This window comes from Desulfobacterales bacterium (genome assembly GCA_028704555.1).
Taxonomy (GTDB): Bacteria; Desulfobacterota; Desulfobacteria; order Desulfobacterales; family JAQWFD01; genus JAQWFD01.
In genome coordinates this window covers 39,739-64,244 of record JAQWFD010000013.1, presented here as the reverse complement: position 1 = coordinate 64,244, position 24,506 = coordinate 39,739, and the positions used below count along the sequence as shown (strand labels likewise).

At 50.6% G+C, this 24,506-nt stretch carries 19 protein-coding genes; 12 read left to right on the top strand and 7 right to left on the bottom strand.

Translation table 11 applies throughout. The annotated features are described in order from the left end of the window. Positions 1 to 57: 57 nt before the first annotated feature. Entirely contained in the window at positions 58 to 1,698 is a 1,641-nt protein-coding gene (gene panP / locus PHQ97_06805; protein MDD4392444.1) for a putative pyridoxal-dependent aspartate 1-decarboxylase, read from the top strand. Positions 1,699 to 1,810: 112 nt separating this feature from the next. On the opposite strand, the gene PHQ97_06800 is transcribed toward panP, so the two are convergent. The 3 genes from PHQ97_06800 to PHQ97_06790 all read right to left on the bottom strand — a co-directional run bounded on the left by PHQ97_06800 (position 1,811) and on the right by PHQ97_06790 (position 6,266). Continuing rightward, positions 1,811 to 4,495, bottom strand: a complete 2,685-nt coding sequence (locus tag PHQ97_06800) for a bifunctional acetate--CoA ligase family protein/GNAT family N-acetyltransferase (GenBank protein MDD4392443.1) — start codon at positions 4,493 to 4,495, stop codon at positions 1,811 to 1,813. Positions 4,496 to 4,537: 42 nt separating this feature from the next. After that, positions 4,538 to 5,350 carry a ZIP family metal transporter gene (locus PHQ97_06795; GenBank protein MDD4392442.1) on the bottom strand — a complete coding sequence of 271 codons (813 nt, stop codon included), beginning with the start codon at positions 5,348 to 5,350 and terminating at the stop codon, positions 4,538 to 4,540. Positions 5,351 to 5,678: 328 nt separating this feature from the next. Then, positions 5,679 to 6,266, bottom strand: a complete 588-nt coding sequence (locus PHQ97_06790; GenBank protein MDD4392441.1) for a DNA-3-methyladenine glycosylase I — start codon at positions 6,264 to 6,266, stop codon at positions 5,679 to 5,681. Between the two features lie 357 nt (positions 6,267 to 6,623). Between PHQ97_06790 and PHQ97_06785 the strand changes: the two genes are divergently transcribed. After that, positions 6,624 to 7,718 (top strand): KamA family radical SAM protein, encoded by a 1,095-nt coding sequence (locus PHQ97_06785; protein ID MDD4392440.1) that lies wholly within the window; start codon positions 6,624 to 6,626, stop codon positions 7,716 to 7,718. 119 nt (positions 7,719 to 7,837) lie between these two features. On the opposite strand, the gene PHQ97_06780 is transcribed toward PHQ97_06785, so the two are convergent. Next, the gene (locus tag PHQ97_06780; protein ID MDD4392439.1) at positions 7,838 to 8,278 is read right to left on the bottom strand and encodes a SoxR reducing system RseC family protein; all 441 of its coding nucleotides are present in this window, start codon (positions 8,276 to 8,278) and stop codon (positions 7,838 to 7,840) included. A gap of 79 nt (positions 8,279 to 8,357) precedes the next feature. Then, positions 8,358 to 8,711, bottom strand: a complete 354-nt coding sequence (locus PHQ97_06775) for a hypothetical protein (GenBank protein MDD4392438.1) — start codon at positions 8,709 to 8,711, stop codon at positions 8,358 to 8,360. A 140-nt stretch (positions 8,712 to 8,851) separates the two neighbouring features. Here PHQ97_06775 and PHQ97_06770 point away from each other — a divergent pair, with 140 nt between their 5' ends. The 3 genes from PHQ97_06770 (at position 8,852) to PHQ97_06760 (ending at position 11,302) form a co-directional block, all read left to right on the top strand. Next, entirely contained in the window at positions 8,852 to 9,052 is a 201-nt protein-coding gene (locus PHQ97_06770) for a hypothetical protein (GenBank protein MDD4392437.1), read from the top strand. Positions 9,053 to 9,162: 110 nt separating this feature from the next. Further along, the gene (locus tag PHQ97_06765; GenBank protein ID MDD4392436.1) at positions 9,163 to 10,005 is read left to right on the top strand and encodes a purine-nucleoside phosphorylase; all 843 of its coding nucleotides are present in this window, start codon (positions 9,163 to 9,165) and stop codon (positions 10,003 to 10,005) included. Continuing rightward, the gene (locus tag PHQ97_06760) at positions 9,989 to 11,302 is read left to right on the top strand and encodes an amidohydrolase (GenBank protein MDD4392435.1); all 1,314 of its coding nucleotides are present in this window, start codon (positions 9,989 to 9,991) and stop codon (positions 11,300 to 11,302) included. The genes PHQ97_06765 and PHQ97_06760 overlap by 17 nt, the downstream gene beginning before the upstream one ends. A 234-nt stretch (positions 11,303 to 11,536) precedes the next feature. Here PHQ97_06760 and PHQ97_06755 read toward each other — a convergent pair whose 3' ends face one another. Continuing rightward, positions 11,537 to 13,522 (bottom strand): U32 family peptidase, encoded by a 1,986-nt coding sequence (locus PHQ97_06755; GenBank protein MDD4392434.1) that lies wholly within the window; start codon positions 13,520 to 13,522, stop codon positions 11,537 to 11,539. Between the two features lie 337 nt (positions 13,523 to 13,859). Here PHQ97_06755 and PHQ97_06750 point away from each other — a divergent pair, with 337 nt between their 5' ends. Further along, positions 13,860 to 15,233, top strand: a complete 1,374-nt coding sequence (locus tag PHQ97_06750) for a sigma-54 dependent transcriptional regulator (protein ID MDD4392433.1) — start codon at positions 13,860 to 13,862, stop codon at positions 15,231 to 15,233. A gap of 11 nt (positions 15,234 to 15,244) precedes the next feature. On the opposite strand, the gene PHQ97_06745 is transcribed toward PHQ97_06750, so the two are convergent. Further along, positions 15,245 to 15,388, bottom strand: coding sequence for a hypothetical protein (locus PHQ97_06745; GenBank protein MDD4392432.1), 144 nt, complete (start codon positions 15,386 to 15,388; stop codon positions 15,245 to 15,247). A 496-nt stretch (positions 15,389 to 15,884) separates the two neighbouring features. On the opposite strand from PHQ97_06745, the gene PHQ97_06740 reads away from it, so the two are divergent. The 6 genes from PHQ97_06740 to cysS all read left to right on the top strand — a co-directional run bounded on the left by PHQ97_06740 (position 15,885) and on the right by cysS (position 24,506). Further along, on the top strand, positions 15,885 to 16,706 hold the full coding sequence (locus PHQ97_06740; protein MDD4392431.1) for a fibronectin type III domain-containing protein: 822 nt from the start codon (positions 15,885 to 15,887) through the stop codon (positions 16,704 to 16,706). Between the two features lie 311 nt (positions 16,707 to 17,017). Further along, complete coding sequence (locus tag PHQ97_06735) at positions 17,018 to 19,123, top strand: DEAD/DEAH box helicase (protein MDD4392430.1); 2,106 nt, start codon at positions 17,018 to 17,020, stop codon at positions 19,121 to 19,123. A gap of 643 nt (positions 19,124 to 19,766) precedes the next feature. Further along, a complete protein-coding gene (gene surE / locus PHQ97_06730; GenBank protein MDD4392429.1) occupies positions 19,767 to 20,540 on the top strand; it encodes a 5'/3'-nucleotidase SurE in 774 nt (257 codons plus the stop codon). A 48-nt stretch (positions 20,541 to 20,588) separates the two neighbouring features. Then, positions 20,589 to 21,554 (top strand): HD domain-containing protein, encoded by a 966-nt coding sequence (locus tag PHQ97_06725; protein MDD4392428.1) that lies wholly within the window; start codon positions 20,589 to 20,591, stop codon positions 21,552 to 21,554. Positions 21,555 to 21,564: 10 nt separating this feature from the next. Further along, a complete protein-coding gene (gene tmk, locus PHQ97_06720) occupies positions 21,565 to 22,209 on the top strand; it encodes a dTMP kinase (GenBank protein ID MDD4392427.1) in 645 nt (214 codons plus the stop codon). Between the two features lie 17 nt (positions 22,210 to 22,226). Further along, a complete protein-coding gene (gene cysS / locus PHQ97_06715) occupies positions 22,227 to 24,506 on the top strand; it encodes a cysteine--tRNA ligase (protein MDD4392426.1) in 2,280 nt (759 codons plus the stop codon).

The window sequence follows — 24,506 nt, the reverse complement described above, 5'->3', positions numbered from 1 at the left end:
AATATATTATTCTCTGGCTTTAATACATATTAACCCTATTTGATTTTGCGACATTCGATGACAGATCATTCTTTACCGCAAAAACGGCAGGCACTTATTGCGGACTGGGACAGGCTTATCCGCACGTTTAATATGCCGGAAATTGATGGTGCCGAGCCCCGGCTGACAAAGTATATGAATCAAATTCTCTTCGGCCTGAATGACTTTTTGCAAAGGCATGTCGGCATAACCGAAGAAGTCCGGCTGAAAACCCTGTCGACCGAATTTTCAGACTCCCTGATCCATCAAAACCCTGAAAAAAAGCTCGCGGACGTTCTCACGGACCTTATCGACCATATCGCACCCCATGCGGTGAATGTTTCCTCGCCGTATTTTGTCGGCCATATGACCTCCGCCATTCCTTTTTTTATGGTTCACCTGAAAACCATTGTCGCCGCGCTGAACCAGAATGTCGTCAAACTCGAAACGTCAAAGGTGTGTTCGCTTGTCGAAAAGCAGGTACTGGCGAAAATTCACAGACTTATTTACGACAAGGGCCAACAGTTTTATGACTACCATATCCAGAATGCACAAACCACCCTGGGATGTTTTGTGGAAGACGGAACCCTGGCAAACCTCACCGCCATGTGGGTGGCAAGAAATTCACTGTTTGGCCCCAAAGAGCGGTTTACCGGCATTGAATCCGAAGGGATTGCGGCTGCATACCAGTTCTACGATGTGGACAGGAGTGTTATCATCGTTTCCAGGCTGGCCCACTATTCTCTGAAAAAAGCGGGCGGAATTCTGGGAATCGGCAATGACAACATCATCAGCATCAACCTCGATGACCACAACCGAATGGATCTGAACTGTCTGAAGCGCACCCTGCGCCAATTGGATTCGAATTCAAAAAAAACAAAAATTATCGCCATTGTCGGAATTGCCGGGACAACGGAAACCGGAACCATCGACCCCCTCACCGACCTGGCGCAGATATGTGCCGAGCGGCAGATTCATTTTCACGTGGATGCTGCCTGGGGAGGCCCCACGCTGATGTCGGCCCGATACAGATCGCTGTTGAAAGGGATTGAACTGGCTGATTCGGTCACCATCGACGGACACAAACAGTTTTATATGCCGATGACCTGCGGAATGGTGTATTTCAAAAATCCATCCCAACCGGATGCCATCGCCTATCATGCCAACTATGTAAACCGGGTCGGATCGGTTGACCTCGGTATCAAATCCCTGTCCGGATCACGGGAGGCCAATTCACTGATTCTCAACAGCGCGCTGAAAATCATGGGTATCAGAGGATACGGCCTGCTGATCGAACACGGGATAGAAACCGCACGCCAGCTTGCAGCGGAAATTGACCGCCGGGAAAATTTCGAATTGACAACCCCGCCCGAACTCAACATCCTCACGTACAGAATTGTACCGGTCCATATCCGCCGGCAGTTTGACAGCGCCGACATGGCAACGAAAAAAAACATCAACATAAAACTCAACAAAATCAACCGGGCAATTCAAATCATTCAGCGGGAAACCGGTAACAGCTTTGTTTCCAGAACCACGCTGATACAAAATAACAATCCGGAGCAAAATATCGTAGTGCTTCGATGCGTCATCATGAATCCCATGGTCAGCATGAAAATTCTGAACGAAATTCTGGACGAACAGGAAAAGATCTACCGAAACACGTTCGGCACCTGGTAAGTGTCTTTCAATTTCCATAAAGTCATTCTGGACGGGTCCAGTACGATTAAATGAAAAGGACAGCGGATAGAGATCAGAGATCAGGGGTCTGATGACTCAAGCAAAGCGTTCCTCAAGCGCCGGCGACCCTCAAATCAATTTCCAGTTCATGCTGCCCGGCATCCGGAAAGGGCGTGACAGTAAACCCCAGTTTCTTTCCCAACGCCAGCATCTGCGTATTTTCCGCCAGAACAAGCCCCCAGAGGGTCTCAATCCCCCTCGCCCTGGCAATATTCATCAAATGCCGCATCAATGCCGATCCGATTCCTTTTCCATGCCATTCATCCCCGACCATTATCGCAAATTCTGCCTTTTTCCCGTCCGGATAACGGACCAGACGCCCTACGCCAAACATTTTATCGTTTCCATCATGCGAGTCGAGCGCAACCAGCGCCATGTCCCGGTCATAATCGATCTGGGTAAACAACGCGAGCATCTTTGCCGGCAGCAATGTTACCGGTTTGCAAAATCGATAATAAATACTGCGAACCGACATATGTTGCATCAATTCGATGAGCAGCGAAGCATCCTCCGGTTTTATCGGACGAATAAAGACATCAAGACCGCCTTTGCTGACTATATGTTTTTCAAATTCATCAGGATAAGGGCTGATGACCAGATGATGAGAGGATTTAACGGATGTCGCTTTGACAATTACCCTCGCATCGACCGCACACGCGCAGTCATCGGCCAAAATAAGCGGATTAATTTCCACCAGATCGATTTGCGGAAAATCGGTCACCAGCTGGGACAACCGGATCAAAATTTCTTCCAAAAACTCAAGATTGGCTCCCGGCCGGTTCCGATATCCCCCGAGCATCTGATAAATCCGCGTGCTTTCCATCAACCTCCGGGCCAGCAGACGGTTCAGCGGGGGAAGTGCAAAACCGACATCTCTGATAATATCCGTCATGATCCCCCCGGCTCCGAATACGATTACCGGTCCGAAGGCCGCATCTTTTCGAGCGCCCATAATCAGTTCAATCTCCGGACGCTTCACCATCGGCTCAACCGTAATCCCTTGACAATCCGCATGCGGATAGCAGCGTGTCACATGACCCGTAATCTGCCGAAAAGCGTCTTGAACCGACCGGTCACTGTCCAGATTCAAGGCGACGGCACGGGCATCGGTTTTATGAACAATATCCCTGGAATTAATTTTTATGGCAACCGGATACCCAATCCTTCCTGCGATATTGACCGCCTGTTCAGACGTATAGGCAACGAGCGCAGGATTCACTGGAATTCCGTAAGCCTCAAGAATTTTTCTGGACTCCGCATCAGTCAGCCACCCGCCGGACTTGTCGACAGACTGCTTGATCAGTTTATCAACCTCCGGGGAATCGAATTTCAAAGATTTATCAAGTCTGGGCGGAATTTCCTGCAGCATCTCAAGATTCCGCGAATATGAACGCATATACCTGAAAGCAGCGACCGCCCGCTCAGGCGTTTCATAGGTGGGTATTGCTGCCTGATTAAACAGCCGACGGGCACCGTCAACGGACTCTCCCCCCATCCACACTGCAAACGTGGGCCGATGAGGCCTCCCGGCGAGCAACGCAAGGATGGTTTCGGCGATTTTTACAGAATCAAAAAAAGGATGGGGTACAAAGATCATGATCAGCGCATGAATTTCACGAGCGGACAGACAGATATCAATCACATCACGCCATCGTTGAGCAGACGCGTCTTTTAATATATCGATGGGATTTTCCCTGTTCCAGATCCGTGGAAGCGCCGCATTGAGCTTCTGCATGGTCTCCGGCGCCAGCGAGACCGCCTTCAGCCCGTAGTCTGCAAGGGCATCTGCCGCCATAATGCCGGGGCCAGCGCCATTGGTAATAATGGCAAGGCCGGGCCCCTCGGGAAGCGGCTGTTTTGCGATCAGTTCCGCGCAATCAAACAACGCCTCGATGGTATCGACTCTTACGATACCTGCCCGTTTAAATGCGGCATTGTACACCGGATCTTCACCCGCGAACACACCGGTATGAGGATATACGGATTGCGCCCCCGCTGCTGTTTTGCCAGCCTTGAGAACCACGACAGGCTTGACCCTCGATACGGCCCGGGCCGCGCTCATAAATTTACGGACCTGCGTCAGACGTTCAATAAACAGCACGATGCTGACAACATGGGAATCATTACCCAGGAAATTGATTAAATCCCCAAAATCCACATCCAGCATGGAACCGGTGCTGACAACATAGCTGAATCCGATTCCCTCTTTAAATGAAACATCGATAATGGTCTGACACACGGCCCCGCTTTGAGAGACAAACGCCAACCGGCCAGGCAGCGGCATCCGCTGAGACAGCCCGACATTGAGAAGGGACTCATTGGATATGATACCGATGCTGTTCGGGCCGATCACCCGGAGCCTGCCTTTTTCAGCTGTTTCTGTAATTGCAAGTTGCAGGCGTTTTTCCTTTAATTCGGTTTCCATCCCGCCGGCGGAAAAAATAACTGCACTGTCCACCCCGGCGCTCACGCAATCGTTGACAGCCGTCAGGACTTCGGATACGGGACTGGCGATCACTGCCAGATCAATATGTTTCGGGATATCCGAAACCGTTTGATAACACGTGCTGTCGCACAGCACATGAAAATCAGGATTTACCGGAAACAGTTCCCGCTGGTACTGAGATGTCTTCAGATTATTGAACAGGCGCCAGCCGATTTTCTCACGATTTTCATCAGCGCCGATAACGGCGACGGTTCGGGGATTAAACAGTTTATCCAGATTATAAATACTCATGAGCGTATTCTTTCTCAGACAGCCAAAGGCATCCGGCAATGGTTATCCGAACGCCACATCCAGCACCATCATGACGGCAAATCCCAGCATCGTGCAAAGGGTTGCCATATCGGTATTCCCCCCGCGCTGCGCCTCCGGGATCAATTCTTCCACCACCACAAAAATCATCGCCCCTGCGGCAAACGACAGTGCATACGGCAACAGCGGCCGGAACACCATTACCAGAGCAGCACCAATAACACCTGCAACCGGCTCCACCACGCCTGAAAGTTGACCGTACCAGAAACTTTTAAAAACGGATAAGCCTTCGCGTCGCAGTGGCATGGAAACTGCCAGGCCTTCGGGAAAATTCTGAATTCCTATACCCACTGCAAGTGCGACCGCTCCGGTTATCGTGGCGGATGGCAATCCCGCCGCGGCAGCGCCAAAGGCCACGCCAACCGCCAACCCTTCTGGAATGTTATGAAGGGTGATGGCCATAACCAGCAGCACACTGCGTCTCCACCCGGTTTTTATGCCTTCGGCCTCTTCCATGGGAAAACCGATATGCAGATGAGGCAACAGTTTATCCGCGAGCCACAAAAACCCTCCTCCGGCAAGAAACCCGACCGTTGCCGGAAGCCATGCCGGCAGAATCCCCCCCTGAGCCATTTCGATGGCCGGCGCCAGCAGGGACCAATAGCTGGCAGCAATCATAACCCCGGCGGCAAACCCGAGCATCCCGTCAAGCAGCTTCTTATTCAACGTTTTGAACAAAAACACACACGCAGCGCCCAATGCGGTTAACAGCCATGTAAACAGTGTCCCGACCAAGGCCTGCCCCACCGGAGGAATTTGATAAAACAATTCTATCATGTCATTTCACCCGATATTGTCCGGTTTGTTCAGAACAAAAAATAGCTGATTCGACGTTCATTTGGAAAATCTGTGGATCATTAAAAAACGGTGTGGTAAACGAAAAAACGTATGCCCCGACAAATTAGCGCCCTGCGGGCGGACTGAGGAGCGCTATTGCTGAAGGTGCTTCGTTTAGTGACGGCAACAGATTGTAGAAAAATTCTTACAGAAATGAAGACGGGATGTAATTTTTATCATAGCTGATCGGAATGCATTGTTCAACAGATTGAACAACATCTTGGAGGAGCACTTTGCTTGTAGGGTGCGTGTCTTCTGGTCTCTGACCTCAGTCCTCAGCACTCAGCACTTTTTTACCAATTTCATGGTACCGGAAACAGTCGGTCGTATGGTCGTTCACCATTCCCACAGCCTGCATAAAGGCGTAACAGATGGTCGGACCGACAAATTTAAATCCCCGGCGTTTGAGTTCCCGGCTCATGTTCCGGGATGCATCGGTTTCTGACGGAATCTGCTCATGACGGGTCCAGACATTTTTTCCGGGTTTTCCGCCGACAAATTCCCAGATAAACCGGTCAAAACTGCCAAAAGCACGTTGAATATTTAAAAAAGCGGCGGCATTTGCAACTGCCGCTTCGATTTTAAGCCGGTTTCGAACAATTCCGGGGTTCGAAAGCAGTGCCAGGATTTTATCCGAATCATAAGCGGCAATTTTCACCGGATCAAACCGGTCAAACGCCGCACGATAATTTTCCCGTTTACGAAGAATCGTGATCCAGCTCAATCCGGCCTGACAGCCTTCGAGCAGCAAAAACTCGAACAGTATCCGGTCATCATGAACCGGTACGCCCCACTGCTCATCATGATACCGGATATAAAGCGGATCGGTTCCCACCCAGCAGCATCTTTTTTTCATCCTGTCAACAACCCGAAGAGATCATCTCTATCTGGCAATCCCGTCTCGTGTCCATCCGGGAATACCTGTTTTTGAGTAAAAAAATTCATAATACCTTCTTTTTCCCAAAGCAACCGTGTATAAATATCCGCAAGGCCGACACGGTTCGGACTTTTTAATAGATCCATCAACCTGCGTTATAAAAAAGGCTATTGGGACACGGCGGTTATCATGTTATAAAATAGCCGAAAACGGGGGTTGCATGCATCATGGTTCACCCATTGTCCCGATGCATACATATTAAATACGGACATATAAACATATAACCCGCCCGACAAGACAAGGCAAAATCGATACACCAAAGGAGTCGTACAAAAATTGATACCCTGCTCGAACCCGAATTATGACAATTGTGACGCTCAAAATCAACCGGCTGAGACAGACTGGCATGACATCCTCATGGACAGCATTGTTTCTGCTGAACAACTTGCAAAAGTACTTCCGATAGATTCAGATGAAATCAAACAGGTAACGGCTCACTATCCGATGCGAATCAACCCGTATTACTTATCTCTGATCCACACACCGGGAGACGGAATCTGGAAACAGGCCGTGCCGGACATCAGGGAAATTTCAGACCCGTCAGGCATGGCAGACCCGCTTTGTGAAGAAGGCCAGTCTCCCGTCCCCAACCTGACACATCGATATCCGGACCGGGTTCTGTTTCTGGTATCCAATCGATGTGCGGTATATTGCCGTCACTGCATGCGCAAACGTAAAGTGGGGGCTTCCCATGTCGTTACGGATGAAACCATTCGTGAGGGGATCACATATATCCAGAAAACAAAATCTGTCCGGGATGTTCTGATATCCGGCGGAGACCCGCTGCTGCTGGAGGATGATCAGCTGGAACGGATACTGCAGCAGCTCAGCGCCATTGAGCATGTTGACTTTCTTCGGATCCACACACGGATTCCATGCACCCTGCCCCATCGGATTACCCCTGCGCTTTGCCGCATGCTCAGCAAATACCATCCATTGTATATCAACACGCATTTTAATCATCCGGCTGAAATCACAGCCGAAGCATCCCGGGCGTGCAGCCTTCTCGCCAATTCGGGAATAGCCCTGGGTTGCCAGACCGTACTGCTGAAAGGGGTTAACGATCAGCCCGCGGTGATGAAACAATTAATGAGGCAACTGTTACGAATACGCGTCAGGCCCTATTATCTCCATCATCCGGATGTGGTCAGCGGGACCGGCCACTTTCGTACTTCAATTAAAGAAGGCCTTAACATTATTAAATCTCTCAGGGGGCATATATCCGGAATGGGCATCCCCCATTACGTGATTGATCTGCCGGGCGGTGGCGGAAAGATACCGTTGCTGCCCGAATATATCAAAGGAGAACACAATGGCATGCTGATCGTTGAAAACTATCAGGGTAAAAGATTTGAATATCCATTGGAATAAAAAGACAGAAAAACCGGCTCAGGAAAGTGGCAGCGGGCAAAAGCAATGAGGTCCGGTGGCGCGTGAGTGGATGGCGGACCTCATATAACGGTTACCCGTTTTTTTTGCATCTTTTGCCTTTACCCATGCCGGACGATTTTAACAATCCGGGGCCGGTATTCGTTATTTTTGCCGAGTTTATTCCCATAAATTTTCACGATCACAACCGAAACGAAAAAAAACGCGAACCCGAATAATACCGAGGCATCAGATCCTTCCAGCCCGATAAGTGAAGAGCCATAATTCTGCCCGATCACCGCACCGGCAATCATGCACAAAATCGGGAACACATACAGCAGGAAGGTGGCTTTTACAAAAGATGAGGTTGCCACGTTGATGAGCACTTCATCTCCGATCTGTGCCCCAATCGTATTGATGGCCTCAACCTCCATCTGTTTCCCGCCCCCGCCTTCGGCACACGAATCCCGTGAAGCGCATGATTTACAGGAACTGGATTTTACTGTCTTGACCCAGGCTGTGTCTATCCCAAGCTTACCCACTACACCTTTTTCTGTTGCCAACTTACCATCCTCGCATCAATAAACTTATTTCATTTCATTAACATCGCTGCCCGGTATTGAATGAACCGGTTCCGGCGTATCACCACGACCCGTCCAGGCCTCTGAGGCCATTCATATAAAGCCGGCCACTGGATACAAATAACGGATAATCCGTTACCAGCAGCGGCAGATTATAAGACATTGACAACGCCACCAGACCGTTTTCCGGCCGTTTTCCCCGTACAAAAATAACAGCGCCGACGCCGGCGAATTTAGCCGTTCTCACCACCTGCTCGGTCGTCAAACCCGTCAGTAACACCGAGTCCTTTGCCACAGCAGAGAGAATATCATCCATCAGATCCGCACCAGCCCCTGAAACAATTTTTCGATCCAGAAATACTTCCCCGGCAAGGACTTCAGCTTTTAATATATCCCTGATCTCTGATAGTTTCATATGATTCACTTACCACGACTGTATAAATTCAATTTCGAATTTGATCCCCATTATCAGGCCCCCGACAAGGTCACCACTTACACTCATGGTTAAAACCCTACCTATATAGCCAGTAGCAGACGGTTTCCATCAGGCGCAATTTGACTACATTATACAATACCTTGAAAAAAGTCAATGAGTTAGATTTTCAATCAGATCACAGTGGGTTGATCATCGATTACCAGGCCCCCAAAAAGGCTGATGATGAATGGATCGACGCCAGAGGCCTGAGGCAGGCGGGAATAAAAGGGGTGAGCGATGATATTAAAACACCCGGAGCTGGCGGGCGAAACCTTGACTGAATCGCCACGCTAAGGTATTGTAAATTGTCATCATCAATGGCGTTAATGAACCCTTATAAACGGCACATATCCGCTTATCTTAATTAACATAACGGAACAGGGCTGACACCATGAACAACTTCAAAAATAAAGTCATGGAAACCACAGATTTTTTAACAAAACGCATCTCAATTTCGCCCGAAGTCGGCGTGTTAACAGGAACCGGCCTTGCCGGCAGCATCGGCTCGATGGAACGATCCGAAACGTTTGATTATTCGGACATCCCGAATTTTCCGGTCTCGACGGTCGAAAGCCATGCCGGAAAACTCCTGTTCGGTCGCGTAGAAAAACAGCCGGTTGTCGTCATGCAGGGGCGTTTTCATTTATATGAAGGGTATTCGCCTCTTGAGGTAACCTTTCCCATCCGTGTCATGCAGGAACTGGGAATAAATACACTGATTGTCACCAATGCGGCCGGTGGATTGACCCCCGGCTTCCGGCCTGGCGATATCATGCTCATCACCGACCATATCAATCTGACCGGTGAAAATCCCCTCGTCGGCCCGAATGAGGGCAGCTGGGGCATCCGCTTTCCCGACATGAGCCGCGCCTACGACCCGGAACTGCGCAAACTGGCCCAAAAAGCCGGCAGGCACGCCGGAATTACGCTGCAACAGGGCGTCTATGCCGGCCTGAAAGGACCGTCTCTTGAAACACCCGCAGAAGTCCGGTTTCTGAAAACCATCGGCGCCAATGCCGTTGGCCTGTCCACGGTACAGGAGGTGATTGCCGCAGTCCACGCCGGCATGAAGGTATTGGGTCTGTCGACCATCACCAACGTCAACAACCCGGATACTCCGTCTCCTGCAACGGTTGAAGACATTATCGCGGTAGCAGAGCAAGCCGCTGTCAAGGTAGGAACCATCATCACCCATGTCATAAGGAATTTTACCGCCCATGATCACAACAGCTGATATTCTCATTTCAAACGGAACCATTCTGACGATGGATGCCGGCAACACCCGGATTCAAAACGGAACCGTTGCCGTCACCGGGGATACCATTGCCGCCATCGGACCGTCCGACACCTTTTCTTCATGGAAAGCAGAACGCCGTATTGACGCGCACGGCGGCATTATCATGCCGGGTCTTGTCAACACCCACACCCATGCCTCCATGACATGCTTCAGAGGACTTGCCGATGATCTTCCGCTGATGACCTGGCTCAATGATCACATCTTCCCGGCGGAATCAAAACTGGATGAACCCATGGTGTATCAGGGGGCGCTTCTGGCCTGTGCCGAAATGATTTTATCCGGCACGACCAGCTTCTGCGATATGTATCTGTTTGAGGACGCGGTTGCCCGGGCGGCAAATCATGCAGGCATGCGGGCCGTGGTAGGTGAAGTCCTCTATGATTTTCCATCCCCGAATTACGGGCCGCTGGATCAGGGGTTTGCCTACACGCAGATGCTCATAGATAAATGGAAGAACGATCCGCTCATCACGATTGCCGTCGAGCCCCACTCACCCTATTTGTGTGCGCCAAGCCTCCTTAAAAAAGCGTTCCTGCTGGCTCAGACCCACAACCTGCCGCTGGTGATCCATGTGTCTGAGACGCAAGCTGAAGTGAATAACTGCAAAAATCAGTACGGACTGACCCCCATCGGGCACCTTGCGGACCTGGGAGTTTTGTCCCCCCACCTTCTGGCCTGTCACTGCGTGGCCCTGACCGATGATGACATAGCCCTTTTAAAACGCTTCGATGTCAAGGTATCCCACAACCCGGAAAGCAACATGAAACTGGCTTCCGGCATTTCGCCCGTGCCAAAGCTGCTGGACGCCGGCGTCTGTGTGGGACTTGGAACCGATGGCTGTGCGAGCAACAACGATCTGGACCTGTTTCTGGAAATGGATACGGCGGCAAAGCTGCATAAGGTCGGCACGCTGGATCCCACGGTTACCGATGCCGTATCTGTCCTGAGGATGGCCACCATTGACGGCGCCCGCGCCATCGGGCTGGGGAAAGTTACCGGCGCCATCGAGGCCGGTAAAAAAGCCGATATCATCGTAATCGATACCCGAAAACCGCACCTGACGCCGATGTATCACCCGGAATCCCACCTGGTGTACGCGGCAAAGGGAAGCGATGTCGATACCACCATCATCAACGGACGGGTGGTCATGGAAAACGGCAGACTGTTGACGATCGATGTGGGAAAAGCCATGGCCGATGTCATTGCGGTTTCAAAACGAATCAAAACGGATTAAAATTTTTTGCCGCGGATCTACGCGGATCATCACGGATTTTTTTATGAATAACAACTGGGACTTATTTTGAGTTGCTCTTTTTTATCCGCGTTCATCCGCGTAAATCCGCGGCAAAAAATTATCCATACACGGTATAGAAAGCACTGCCTTCACAAAGCCAGCAGTATTCGGAAGGCTGTTTTTTAAATATCTCGCGCAAGACAAAAAGCTCCCGCCCCTCAAGCGCAGCGACCCTTATTTCATACCCAAATCCCAGTTCCACAAACCCGGTCGTTTTTTTTCTTCCACCTGTGCCGGAAAAGATTCATCCAGATGCACAAACAGCTGATACCCCGCTCGGGCAAGTTCATTTTTTTTATCGGTCAAATCCAGCTGCCAGTTGGGATACACCCAGACATTCGACCCATCGTGACGGTACCAGGCGGTTTCTCCTTTCGGGCTGGTAAACGGCTCGCCCGGTTTCAGGTCCGGCGGCAGAATCCGGGAGATACACAGGGGCCAGCATCCCGAGACCACGATCCCCAGAGGCAGACAGCTTGAGCGAGGCAGCTGCAGGTAGTCTTCCCTGCTCAGCTCCGGGCTGACAATCACCCCTGAAAACCCGAGGGTTTTGAGCATATGAACCGCTGCTGCATTGGCCGTATTACAAAACGGCCCGGCCCACAGCGTCATTTTTTCCGCATCCGCAAAAAACGCTGCCTGCCACGGTGAATTGAGCACAAACTGCCGGTGCCCGGTTTTCAAAAGCTTCGCCACCCGATCGATGTAGCGCTGTTCTTCCTCAGGCCAGATCACGGGGGGCAGCCACCACCATACCGGCGTTTGAGCCGCTGCCGGAATCTGTTTTCCCTCATCCGGAGCGAGCCACAGCGCGGCCGGACGTCCGGATTTCCGATACCCGGTCTTCCGGCAGACACGTATTTCCTGCGGATTTGCCTTTATGGAAAAATTACGGGGCGTTTCCAGCTGTAACGGCATTGCGTGCGCCGGCGGACGGGCCGGCAACTCTTCCAGCTCCTGCTCCAGTTCTTTGAGCATATCGTCCAGGGCTTTTTCCCGACGGTCCGTCAAAAAAATCGGCGTTCCCGTTACCGGAGGCTTTCCCTCAGGCAGGTTCAGATGCAGACGGCCTTTTTTCGGAACGCTTCGTTTAAGCCGGATAATGTGGTGCATCGGGTCATCCTCATACCCGATGCGCAGTACATCTCCGGCCAGCAGTTCCTCACGGGGAATAATACAGAAATTTTGACGGCTGCCCTGGAGCCTGCCCATCAACAGACCCGATCCGGTTTGCTCATTCATATTGACCGGATTCTGCGGACGCTGCGGCAGAATATTATAATGCGTGGTATTTCTCCCCAGGGCCTGCTCCAGCAGCCCCAGCGCCGCTTTTTTCATGTCAGGCTCCGCGATATGATCCCGGAGCATCTGATAGGCCTTGACCGTATAAAACACATAATGGGGGCCTTTTTTCCGGCCTTCGATCTTCCACTGCCGCACCTGAGGAATGCCAGACAGCACTTTTGCCAGCACGTCAACACTGAAATCCTGGCATGAAAACAACCGGCCCCGTTGGCCTTTATGATCGTACACCCTGCGGCAGGGCTGAACACACCGGCCCCTTAAACCGCTTTTGCCGCCAAAAAAACTGCTCCAGTAGCAGCGGCCCGAGACGCCATAGCACAGTGCGCCATGAACAAACATTTCCAGATTCAGTCCTTCCGGGCATGCAGAGGACAGGGCTTTGATTTCATCGATGCTCAGTTCCCGTGGCAGTACCACGCCTTCGACCCCCAGCATGCCATGTACCAGTTTCAATGCAGCAGGAAAGCTGACATTGGCCAGCGTAGACAAAAAAATCTTTCCGGAAAATCCTGTTTCCCGGGCCAGATACAGCAATGCAAGATCCTGAACGATCAACCCGTCCGGTTTTACAAACCGGCTCAGTTGCTCCAGAAGACCGGCTGCCGCATCCAGTTCATCGGGTTTGATTAACGAATTTAGCGTAACATACACCCGGACCCCTTTCTTTCGGGCCAACCGGGTCAGTGACTCCAACTGCTCAATCGTAAAATTCTTGGCCTCCATTCTGGCTGAAAAATGTTTCAACCCGCAGTAAACCGCATCTGCGCCCGCGGCCAGTGCAGCGAGAAAAGACGCTTTGCTTCCGGCTGGAGCCAGTATTAACGGAGGTAAAACCGTATGGTTCATATGATTCATAACGTCCAATCGTAATCCGAAAAAAATTCGGTTGCTAATCCATTGTTTATTTAATACATTACAATAAAGTATTTAATATGGCATATCAGCATATGTCGCATCATACACGCCACAATCTCAGTGCCCCGGCCTTTAAACAATATGCGTTTTTTTTATAACTACACCAAATATCTCTGGTTGTCGAATACTGTTCATCAATTGCATCCACCCGGTCGATCCGGTTCGCCCATTCTGCTCCAGGCAGGCTGATTCATGGAGGTCATACATTTTTCAGCGCGTGTAAGCCGGTTCGGCAGAGGCACATAATTGTTATCACATTAAGGCGGTAACGTTCCACATGCCCTCAATACTGATCATAGAAGAAAAAATAAAATGGAAAGATTTTTTCAAATCAATTCTGATCTCGGGATACGACCTCACTTACTGGCCGAACGGCGATGATATCGACCATATATTGATTCATAAGGAATTTGATATTATCCTTCTGGATCTTCAGCTCAAAATCCGTGACAGCCTGACCCTGTTAAATGAAATCAAGCAAAATTCGCCTCATACACCGGTTATCATCATTACTAACATAAATGAAACCAGCCTGATCGTCAACGCGTCCCGTCAGGGCGCTTATGATATCATTTTTAAATCATTTTCAGACGAAAAAATAAAACTGAGTCTGCACCGGGCACTGGAAACCACCCATCTGAAAAATGAAATTGACTACCTCAGGCACGAGCAGGATGTCATTTATGATTTCGACAAAGTGATCGCCTTCAGTCCATCCATGAAAGAACTGATTGAAACCCTGAAAAAATTTGCAAAAACCGATGGCACCATCCTGATTACCGGAGAAACCGGAACCGGAAAAAGCTTTCTTTCCGGGGTTGCCCATTTTAACAGCATCAGACGGGATAAGCCCTTCATCAAAATCAATTGTGCCAATATACCCGAAACCCTCCTGGAGAGCGAATTGTTCGGTCACGAAAAAGGCGCGTTTACCGGAGCGAATAAAACCCGAATCGGAAGACTGGAACAAGCCAGGGGCGGAACCGTGTTTCTAGATGAAATCGGAGAAATCAACATTTCTCTCCAGACCAAGCTGTTGAGATTTTTGGAAGAAAAATCTTTTGAACGCGTTGGCGGAAATAAAACGATCCATTCGGATGTCAGATTTATCGCTTCCACGAACCGATATCTGGAAAATCTGATTTCAGAGGGCCGTTTCCGTGAAGATCTGTATTATCGAATTAATGTATTACGCCTTCACCTGCCTCCCCTGCGAGAGCGAAAAGACTGCATCGAGCCGATGGCCAATTTCATCCTGAATAAAATCTGCCGCAATCTGAAAAAAAAAGTCCTGGGATTTTCACCAGAGGTGATCGAGGCTTTTAAAAATTATTCATGGCCCGGCAATATTCGGCAACTGGCAAACAGCATCGAACGAGGTGTCATTCTGGAAGAAACCGATTGGATTCATCCCGAGAACTTTATGCTGCCGGAACCGATTCAAAAACCGGCCCCCCCGGAATTGATTACCCCGCCGCCTGAAACTCAAACCCTGAAAGAGCATGAAAAGGAAATGATTCTGAACGCCCTGGAAGACAGTTTATGGGTTCAGGCAGAAGCCGCCAAAAAACTGGGCATTACCCCGAGAGCGTTAAATTATCGAATCCGGCAATACGGCATCACCCACACCAAATGGCGTAAAAACAAATAACCCCATACCTGTCAACCCTCTTCTATCCAGCCGTCCAGAATTTTCCCCAAGCCTCTGGCATTTGCACCATGGGCAGTGACAGAATCCGCCCTTACAACATTTTCCTCAAAACCGATATCCACCCACCCCTTCCCTGCCGAACCCATCCCTTCCATCAACCCACCAAGGTTCCTCTTTAACTGTATCCCCAAAACTCACGACTGAGTTAATTTCACTTCTGTAATCCGTCCATGACCTGCTTACAAAAATGCAATTCAAAACGTTTTTTCTCACATCTCCACGCCGCCATATTTTTTTTATCATCCCGGGAAAACACCCGTTGATTTATTTATTCTTCTGATGGAGTTGATGCTGAATCGCACCGGCATATCAAGTTTTCCTGTTTTTCTCTTCATGGTTTTCCTGATTTTCTCTTCATGGTTTTCATCGTTAGTTTTTACAAGGCATATTTCCGGTGGCACCGATATTGCTTTTCTTCGTGTCGACACATGGGCCGGCCGGCCTTGTTGGACAACCTGTAATTGATGGCGGCCGAGTTTCAAGTTATCGATTATTGACGGCAGATCCTCTATAACTGTGCAATATTAACCGGTTATCGCATTTTTTTGCAAAATCTGCCAGAAATGTAAACGGATAATAAGGAGTTAAATTATGTTAAACCGCAGATTGACCTTGTCATATTTCAACCCGGGAGCATGCGGTCGCGCATGCCTGTTTTTACTTACCGTCTTTATGCTCATAGCCTCATATACGGGCAGTGCCCGTTCAGCTCAGATAAACCTGCAATGGGATAGCAACAGCGAATCCAACCTGGCCGGGTATAAAATCCATTACGGACTCCAGAGCCAGAGTTACACCTACACCTGCGATGTCGGCAATCTAACCGTATGCGACATCTCTGATCTGCAGCCGGGAAGCACCTACTATTTTGCCGCCACTGCATACAACACGGACGGCCTGGAAAGCGACTTTTCCACCGAAATTTCTTACCTCGTCCCGGAATCCGGAACAACCTCAGATCCCGGAACCGATCCGGTCGACTCGGATCAGGACGGCATCTCCGACACCGATGAACTCACCCTCTACGGCACCGATCCCGACAACCCCGACACCGATGCTGACGGCATCTCCGACGCCGATGAACTTAATTTCTGGAACGATATCTGGAACGCTGACAACGACAGTGACGGCATCATCAACCTCCTGGATCCGACACCCGATGAAACCCCCGCAACCACAGCTCAGCTCACACTGGCCTGGGATACCAACTCCGAGACGAATCTGGCAGGCTACAAAATCCATTATGGCCTCCAAAGCCGGACCTATGACACCACCTGCGATGTCGGCAATTTCACCTCCTGCACCATTGCCGATCTAACACCCGGCACCACCTACTATTTTGCCGCCACTGCATACAACACGGACGGCCTGGAAAGCGACTTTTCCACCGAAGTCTCTTATTTAGTGCCATAACCGGAGAACAATGCATCTCAGGGGGATGTACTGCCACACACCCCCCCCCATAACATTTTTTCTGTTTTCCCTCTGAAAAAGCCCATGTCCCGCTGAACTTATCCCGCCGGACATGAGCTTTTTTCAGTCTCCAGGCTCAAAGCACCTTTACCCGGCCCTTTAAATTATCCCTATAGGCTTGCCCAAACCCGTTGCCGGTGGTATGAATTGTTTTAACCTGATGTTTTTATCTTCACACGTCTGAGACAGACGATTTATTGCGCATTCTTTTCGTCAATATCTTCAGCCCGAAAGAAACGGTTTAAATTCATATGAAAATCCATCGACGTTATGGAAGGTCATCGCCCGCCAACAGCACCGCACCACCGGTCCGGATAAAACCCGGAGCAGATCCCCGGCTCAGGCCGGTTTTTGCATTGATCGGGGCACCCGAACCAGCGCCATTCAGGCCGGACCCGTTTCAGCTCGACGCGGTTGCGGCGATGGACCGGGGAGACTGTCTGGTAACCGCACCGACCGGTTCCGGGAAAACATGGATTGCCGAGCAAGCCATTGCCGCGACCTTTCAAAAAGGCGGCAGGACGTGGTATGCCTCTCCCCTGAAGGCGTTGTCGAATTCAAAATATATCGAATTTTCAAACATATTCGGTTCTGACCATGTCGGCATTTTAACGGGTGACCGGCAGGAAAATTCTGCCGCACCGATCATCGTCGGGACCACGGAAATTCTTCGAAATCAGCTCTATGATGCCATGCACCGGGGAAAGGACCTGGATGCCGATGTCGTTATTCTGGATGAAGCCCATTTTCTGGGCGACAGGGACCGGGGCGTCGTGTGGGAAGAGATCATGATTTATCTTCCCGTTCGAATCCCTCTGCTGATGCTGTCAGCCACCATCGGCAACGCCCCCCAGATCGCCAGATGGCTCACCGCTATACGCTCCAGGCCCTGCAACATCATCGAGGAAAACACCCGTCCGGTTCCTTTGTTTACGCTGTTTCTCCATCCTTCCGGCATGCTGTATCCCCTGATGACCATAGGCGGAACCCAAAAAAAATCCAGGATCTACGGAAAGGTCCTCGATTATGCCAAAATGAAAAATCCTCCCCGGTTTTCCACCGGGGGAAGACTTCCACCGTTTGGAGATGTGCTGCGCGTCCTGAAAAAATACAATCTGCTGCCGGCTATTTTTTTCCTCAAATCCAGGGCGGATTGTAACAACGCGCTGAATCTCTGCACAACAAACATTTTGGATGATCCGGACCGTCAGAAACGAATCCATGACACAATCCAGACCTTTATAGACCGTTACCCGCATATTGCCAAACACAGTCAGATATATCATCTTGAAAAGCATGCCATCGGCGCGCATCACAGCGGTCAGCTGCCGGCCTGGAAACTTCTGCTCGAAGAGCTTCTGACAGAAGGACTTCTGGATGCGGTGTTTGCTACCTCCACGGTTTCAGCCGGTGTCAATTTCCCTGCCAGAAGCGTGGCGTTTCTCAACTCCGACCGCTTCAACGGCACTGAGTTTCTTCCCCTGACCTCTACGGAATTTCACCAGATGACCGGCAGAGCCGGTCGCAGAGGAATGGATCGCATCGGATTTGCCATTGTGGTGCCGGACAAATTCATGGATGTCAGACTGATCTCAAATCTGGTCCATGCGCCCGCCTCGAATGTCAACAGTCAGATCAGGATTAATTTTTCCATGGTGCTGAATCTGCTGCTGTCGCATACCCCCCCGCAGATAGAAGACCTGCTGAAGAACTCGTTTGCTTCATATCTTCTCTTACAGGACAAATCCAGGGCAACGGCGCGAGACCATCTCGGTTACCAGCAGCAATATGTTTGGGAGGATTTTGAACGACACCTGGAATTTCTGAAGGAAACCCAGTTTGTATCCGACATCAACACCCTGACCGAAGACGGCATCTGGGCATCCAGGCTGAGAGTCGATCAGCCGCTGCTGATTGCCGAAGGCTTCCGCCTGGGGCTTTTTCCGGAAACTGACCCTGCGCTGCTGGCAGCGATCATTGCCTCGTTTGTAAATGAAAAAGAATCCGATGAACGAATCGCAAAACGCTTTATCCCCAAGCCGTTGCTGACCGCATTCCTTAACGTCAAAAAAAAGCTCAGACCGTTTTCCGCGTACATGATGAATCGCGGATTTGAAGTAAGAATGCTGTTTCTGAGGCCCTCTGCGGCCGTCTACGCATGGGCGTCCGGCAACGACTGGGACACCGTGATACAGATCTCTGAAATTCAGGAAGGCGACCTGGCGATGCTCATGTTCCGGACAGCGGATAATCTCCGTCACATACGGGCACTGGCCGACACATTTCCCAGGGCGGCAGAATCCGCCTCCAAAGCCATTGCACTGATCCTGAAAGATCCGGTCATCGATAAAGAATAAATCAGGGGACAGGGAACAGCAGATACATCCGGATCACAGTTGACCGAGACCACCCGTTTGCGGTCTGCCCGATGGATAACCGAACAGATTCGACCCGGGACGAGGTCGACCGCCTCTCCAAATGCATCCGTTCCCGGATCAATCTGCAGCAGCACCGCTGCGCTTTCTACAAACGCGCCCGCCTTGAACGCCGGATGCACCGACCCCCCGCCCCCCGACCTCGGACGACCGCTCCAGCACATGTCTGGGCCTGACAGTTCCGGGCTTGATCATAACTGTGGCCAGGATGTCGTGAAGTCTGTCCCGCCCATTGCCGGCTTCTCCAGCGCGACTGCAGCTTCAGCCACAGCAGAACGGCTGATATCAACACAGCTGTCAGAAATATGACCGATACCTGTACGGTTTTATACGTTACCGAGTGTTTCTTCGATTCTTCATCCGGCATGCGCCCGGCCGAAGCCACAGGGTGATATTATAAGTCATGGGGAAGAAATAAAGATACGCTGATTGAGGCGATACTAAAAAACTGTCTGATAACACTTTAAAAAAGATATAGATTGATGTATACAAAAAGTTTGCGACAAAGAACTTTAACTGTAACCCATAACCTGAAAAATATCGAACCGGTACAAACGAATCAACCATGAACATTCTGTTAACCAACGATGACGGGATTTACGCTGACGGCCTGTGGGCACTTTACGACCATCTGTGCAAGCGCCATCATGTCAGTGTGATAGCGCCTGACCGGGAGCGAAGCGCCGTGGGCCACGGGATCACGCTGCATCAGCCGCTTCGAGCCGTTATCTCGAATATCAACGGCTGCACGGGCTATGCAGTCAACGGAACTCCTGCAGACTGCATTAAAATCGGAATTCTGGAGATACTCGCCGAAAAGCCGGATCTGGTAGTCTCCGGTATCAACCCCGGCGCAAATGTCGGTATTCATATCAACTACTCAGGAACCGTGGCCGCCGCCAAGGAAGCCACCTTATGCGGAATCAAGGCGATCGCGGTTTCACTTCAGGGACGGGCGGCCCTGCATTATGACGCTGCTGCCGAGTTTGCGACGTACTTGTCCGGGCAGGTGCTTGAAAAAGGACTGCCTGAAGGCACTTTTTTAAATGTGAACATTCCGGATATGCCATTGGACCTCATTGACGGCATCCGCATCAGCAGACAATGCAGCTCCATGTCCCGTGAGCATTTTGAAAAACGACTGGATCCGGACAACCGGTCGTACTTCTGGCCGAGATGTGAACCGCCTGACCCGGGAAACAGCGAGGATGTGGATCAGGCCGCGCTGAACGCAAACCATATCTCCATCACCCCGATCAAATGCGATACGACCGATTACGGCGTGATGGAAGAACTGAGAAAATGGGATATGCATAAAGGATTGAAGGCTGAGGGTTGAGGGGTATCGGCTATCTGATCTCTGACTTCTGTCATTAAGGGGCTTTATATGAAAAAGCAATTCATCAATTCTCTGTCGTCCGGTGAGGCGGTTGATGATCTGTTTGTATTGTCTGAAAAAACGCTGGGGCAGAAAAAAGACGGCAACCCGTATTTGAATGCAACCCTCTGCGACCGGACCGGCAGCATAAAGGCGGTGGCATGGGACAATGTCAGCCAGATCTCCGGCAATGTTTCAAACGGGGATTTTGTGAAAATTCGGGGTCTGGTCAGTGAATACAAGGGAATACTTCAACTCGTGATCCGGGAGATGACCGCACATGACCCTGAAACGGTGGACGCGGCCGATTTTCTTCCCGTAAGCCGGCGCAATCCGGATACCATGCTCGAACGGCTTCAGAAACTGATCGACTCGGTGCAATGCCCGCATCTGAAACAACTGTTGGAATCATTCTTCAACGACACCGAATTTGTCCGGAAATTCACATCGGCACCGGCAGGCAAAAAAATGCACCACGCGTATATCGGGGGGCTTCTGGAACACAGCCTCTCGGTTTCCATTCTGGCGGACAAAGTGGCCTCCCACTACAGCGGGATCGATCGAGATCTTCTTCTGGCCGGGGCCCTGCTGCATGATGTCGGAAAAATCAGGGAATTTTCCTATCGCACAGCCATTGATTATTCCGACGAAGGCAGGCTGCTGAGCCATATCATTGTGGGTCTGGAAATGGTTGATGAAAAGCTGAACGCGATCCATGGTTTTCCGGAAGAAAAAGCCCTGCTGCTCAAGCACATGATCATCAGTCATCATGGGACACGGGAATTCGGCTCGCCGGAACCGCCCAAGACCATCGAAGCGGTGCTGCTCAACTATGTCGATGAGATCGATTCAAAGGTCAACGCCATCCGCGAGTTCATGGATAAGGAAAATACGGGTGAAACATGGACATCGTTTCACAGACTTTTAGGCCGTCATTTTTATATGGGAAACCATCAGGAAACATCTGGCCGTTAACGGGATTAATATGTTTATTACATTGGAAGGCATTGAAGGATCAGGCAAAACCACGCAGGCCCGGCATATGGTTGATTTTTTCCAGACAAAGGGTTTGGACTGCATACTGACCCGTGAACCCGGGGGCACGTCGATCGGAACACAGATCCGTTCCATCGTTCTGGACCCTGCCAGCTGCCACATGGACCCTGCAACCGAGTTGCTGCTGTATGTGGCTGATCGCGTTCAGCATATCAACGAACTGATCAGACCGGCCCTTGCAGATGGAAAGGTGGTCATATGCGACCGCTATGCCGACGCTACCGTGGTCTACCAGGGATTTGCACGGGGCCTTTCCGTCGAGCTGATTGAACAGCTCCATCAGCTGGTTCTCGATAAAATTACCCCGGATATGACCCTGCTTCTGGATCTTCCCCCGGAAACCGGGCTGGCCCGGGCATGGAAACAGATCCACAACGGATCCAGAACCCATCAGGAATGCCGTTTTGAACAAGAAAAGCTGTCCTTTCACCAAAAGGTCAGAGACGGTTATCTGAAGCTGGCGCATCGTGATCCCCGGCGATTTAGAATTATTGACGCCACCGCAACTGAAAATGAAATCCGGCAGGAAATTTTGAATGAAATTTCCCGGCTGCCGGAAAACTGTTATAGATAAACGCATGGGAAACGCTCATGAATCATTCTATTCTTGACAGCATCGGCCACACGCCGCTGATAAAAATCAGGCGCATGAATCCGAACCCGAACGTCACGATTCTGGCCAAACTGGAATACCTGAACCCCGGCGGCTCTATCAAGGACCGGACCGCTCTGTATATGATCGAGGCCGGTGAACGATCAGGACGGCTCACCCCTGACAAAACGGTCATCGAGGCGACCAGCGGCAACACCGGGATCGGCCTGGCCCTGATATGTGCGGTTAAGGGCTACAAACTGCTGCTGGCCATGTCCGAGGCGGCAAGCCTTGAGCGACGGAAAATTTTAAAGGCCCGCGGCGCCGAAATTCTGCTGACCCCGGGGCATATGGGAACCGACGGCGCCATTGAAGAAGTTTACCGGCTGGCCAGGGAATATCCCGATGAATATTACATGACCGATCAATATAACAGTGACGCGAACTGCCAGGCCCATTACCAGGGCACGGCCGTGGAAATCTGGGAGCAGACCGGCGGAACGGTGTCCATGCTGGTAGCCACCATGGGGACCACCGGCACGTTGATGGGACTTTCAAAACGCCTGAAAAAGTACAATCCCTCCATTCAGATTATCGGGGTCGAACCGTATCTCGGCCATAAAATTCAGGGGCTTAAAAATCTGAAGGAAGCCTATTGCCCGGGAATTTTCGACAAACGGCTTCTGGACAAAAAAATCAATATCGACGACGAGGATGCCTTTGAAATGACCCGGCGACTGGCAAAGGAAGAAGGACTTTTTGTCGGGATGAGCAGCGGGGCGGCCATGGCCATCGCAATGAAGGAGGCTGCCGGACTGGACAAAGGAACCATCGTGATGATCTTTCCGGACAGCGGGGAGCGGTATCTGAGTACCCCCCTGTTTGATGTCAGGGAAAAGGTCAATCTACGCCTGTTCAACACCCTGAGCCGGACAAAGGAGCCGTTTGAGCCGATACGGCCCGGCAATGTAACCATGTACTCCTGTGGCCCCACCGCCCACAGCCGAATTCATCTCGGGGAATGCCGCCGGTTTATTTTTTCGGACCTGCTTTGCCGTTATCTGGAATACAGGGGCTTTGCCGTCAACCACGTGGTCAATATCACGGACTTTGACGACAAGACCATCGAAGGTTCGGAAAAAGCCGGTCAGGATTTGACGACCTTTACGCAGACGCACATCGAATCCTTCAAACGGGACATGAAAATTCTGAAAATCAAACCCGCTTCCCACTATCCCAAAGCCAGCGAGCATATCGATGACATGGTCGAACTGGCCGGCAAACTGGTCAAAAAGGGCTTTGCATATGAAAAGCTCCGATCTGTGTATTTTGATATATCCAAATTCACGGGCTACGGCAAATTATCCGGTGTGGACATCAATAAAATCCAACCCGGAAAAACCGTGGATCTGGATGAGTATGAAAAAGACAATCCCAGGGATTTTACCCTGTTTAAACGCTCCAGGCTGTCCGAACTGAAACGGGGAATCTATACCAAAACCGAATGGGGAAATGTCCGCCCCTCATGGCATATCCAGTGCGCTGCCATGGCCATGAAATATCTCGGAGAAAGCTTTGATATTCATACCAGCAGCCGCAACCTGATATTCCCCCATCACGAAAATGAAATCGCCATTGCCGGCGCAGTTACCGGAAAGCCTCTGGCCCGGTACTGGATGCACTGTGATCAGGTGATGATCAATGGCAAAGAACCCCATTCGGAAAATGCCAATCTGACGCTTCAGAATCTGATTGATATGAATTACAGCGGCAGACAAATCCGGTTCTGGCTGCTGTCAAACCATTACCGAAAGGCACTGGCATTTTCACCGCAACGCCTGGACTACTGCGCCCGCTCCCTGAACCGGCTCGACACCTGCATCCACGAATTGATCCATATCACGGAAGGCCGGCCGTATCCGGAACTGGATCAACTGTTGTATGATATCCGGCAGGGTTTTATCAATGCCATGGATGACGATCTGAACATTGCCACCGCCATAACCTCCATGTTTAAACGTGTCAAGCAGATCAACATCCTCATAAAGGACGGTCAGATCGATCCGCATGGGGCATCGAAAGTCATCGATGAATTCCGGGCCATCGATTCTGTACTGAATATTTTAAATTTTGACCCGACCCCCTTAACACCGGAAATTCAAGAGCTGATTCGTAAAAGAGAAACTGCACGGGCAGAAAAAAACTTTGACCGGGCAGATCGTATCCGCGACCAGCTGATTGCGTTGGGGATACCGGTTCAGGACGTAAAAATCAAATAA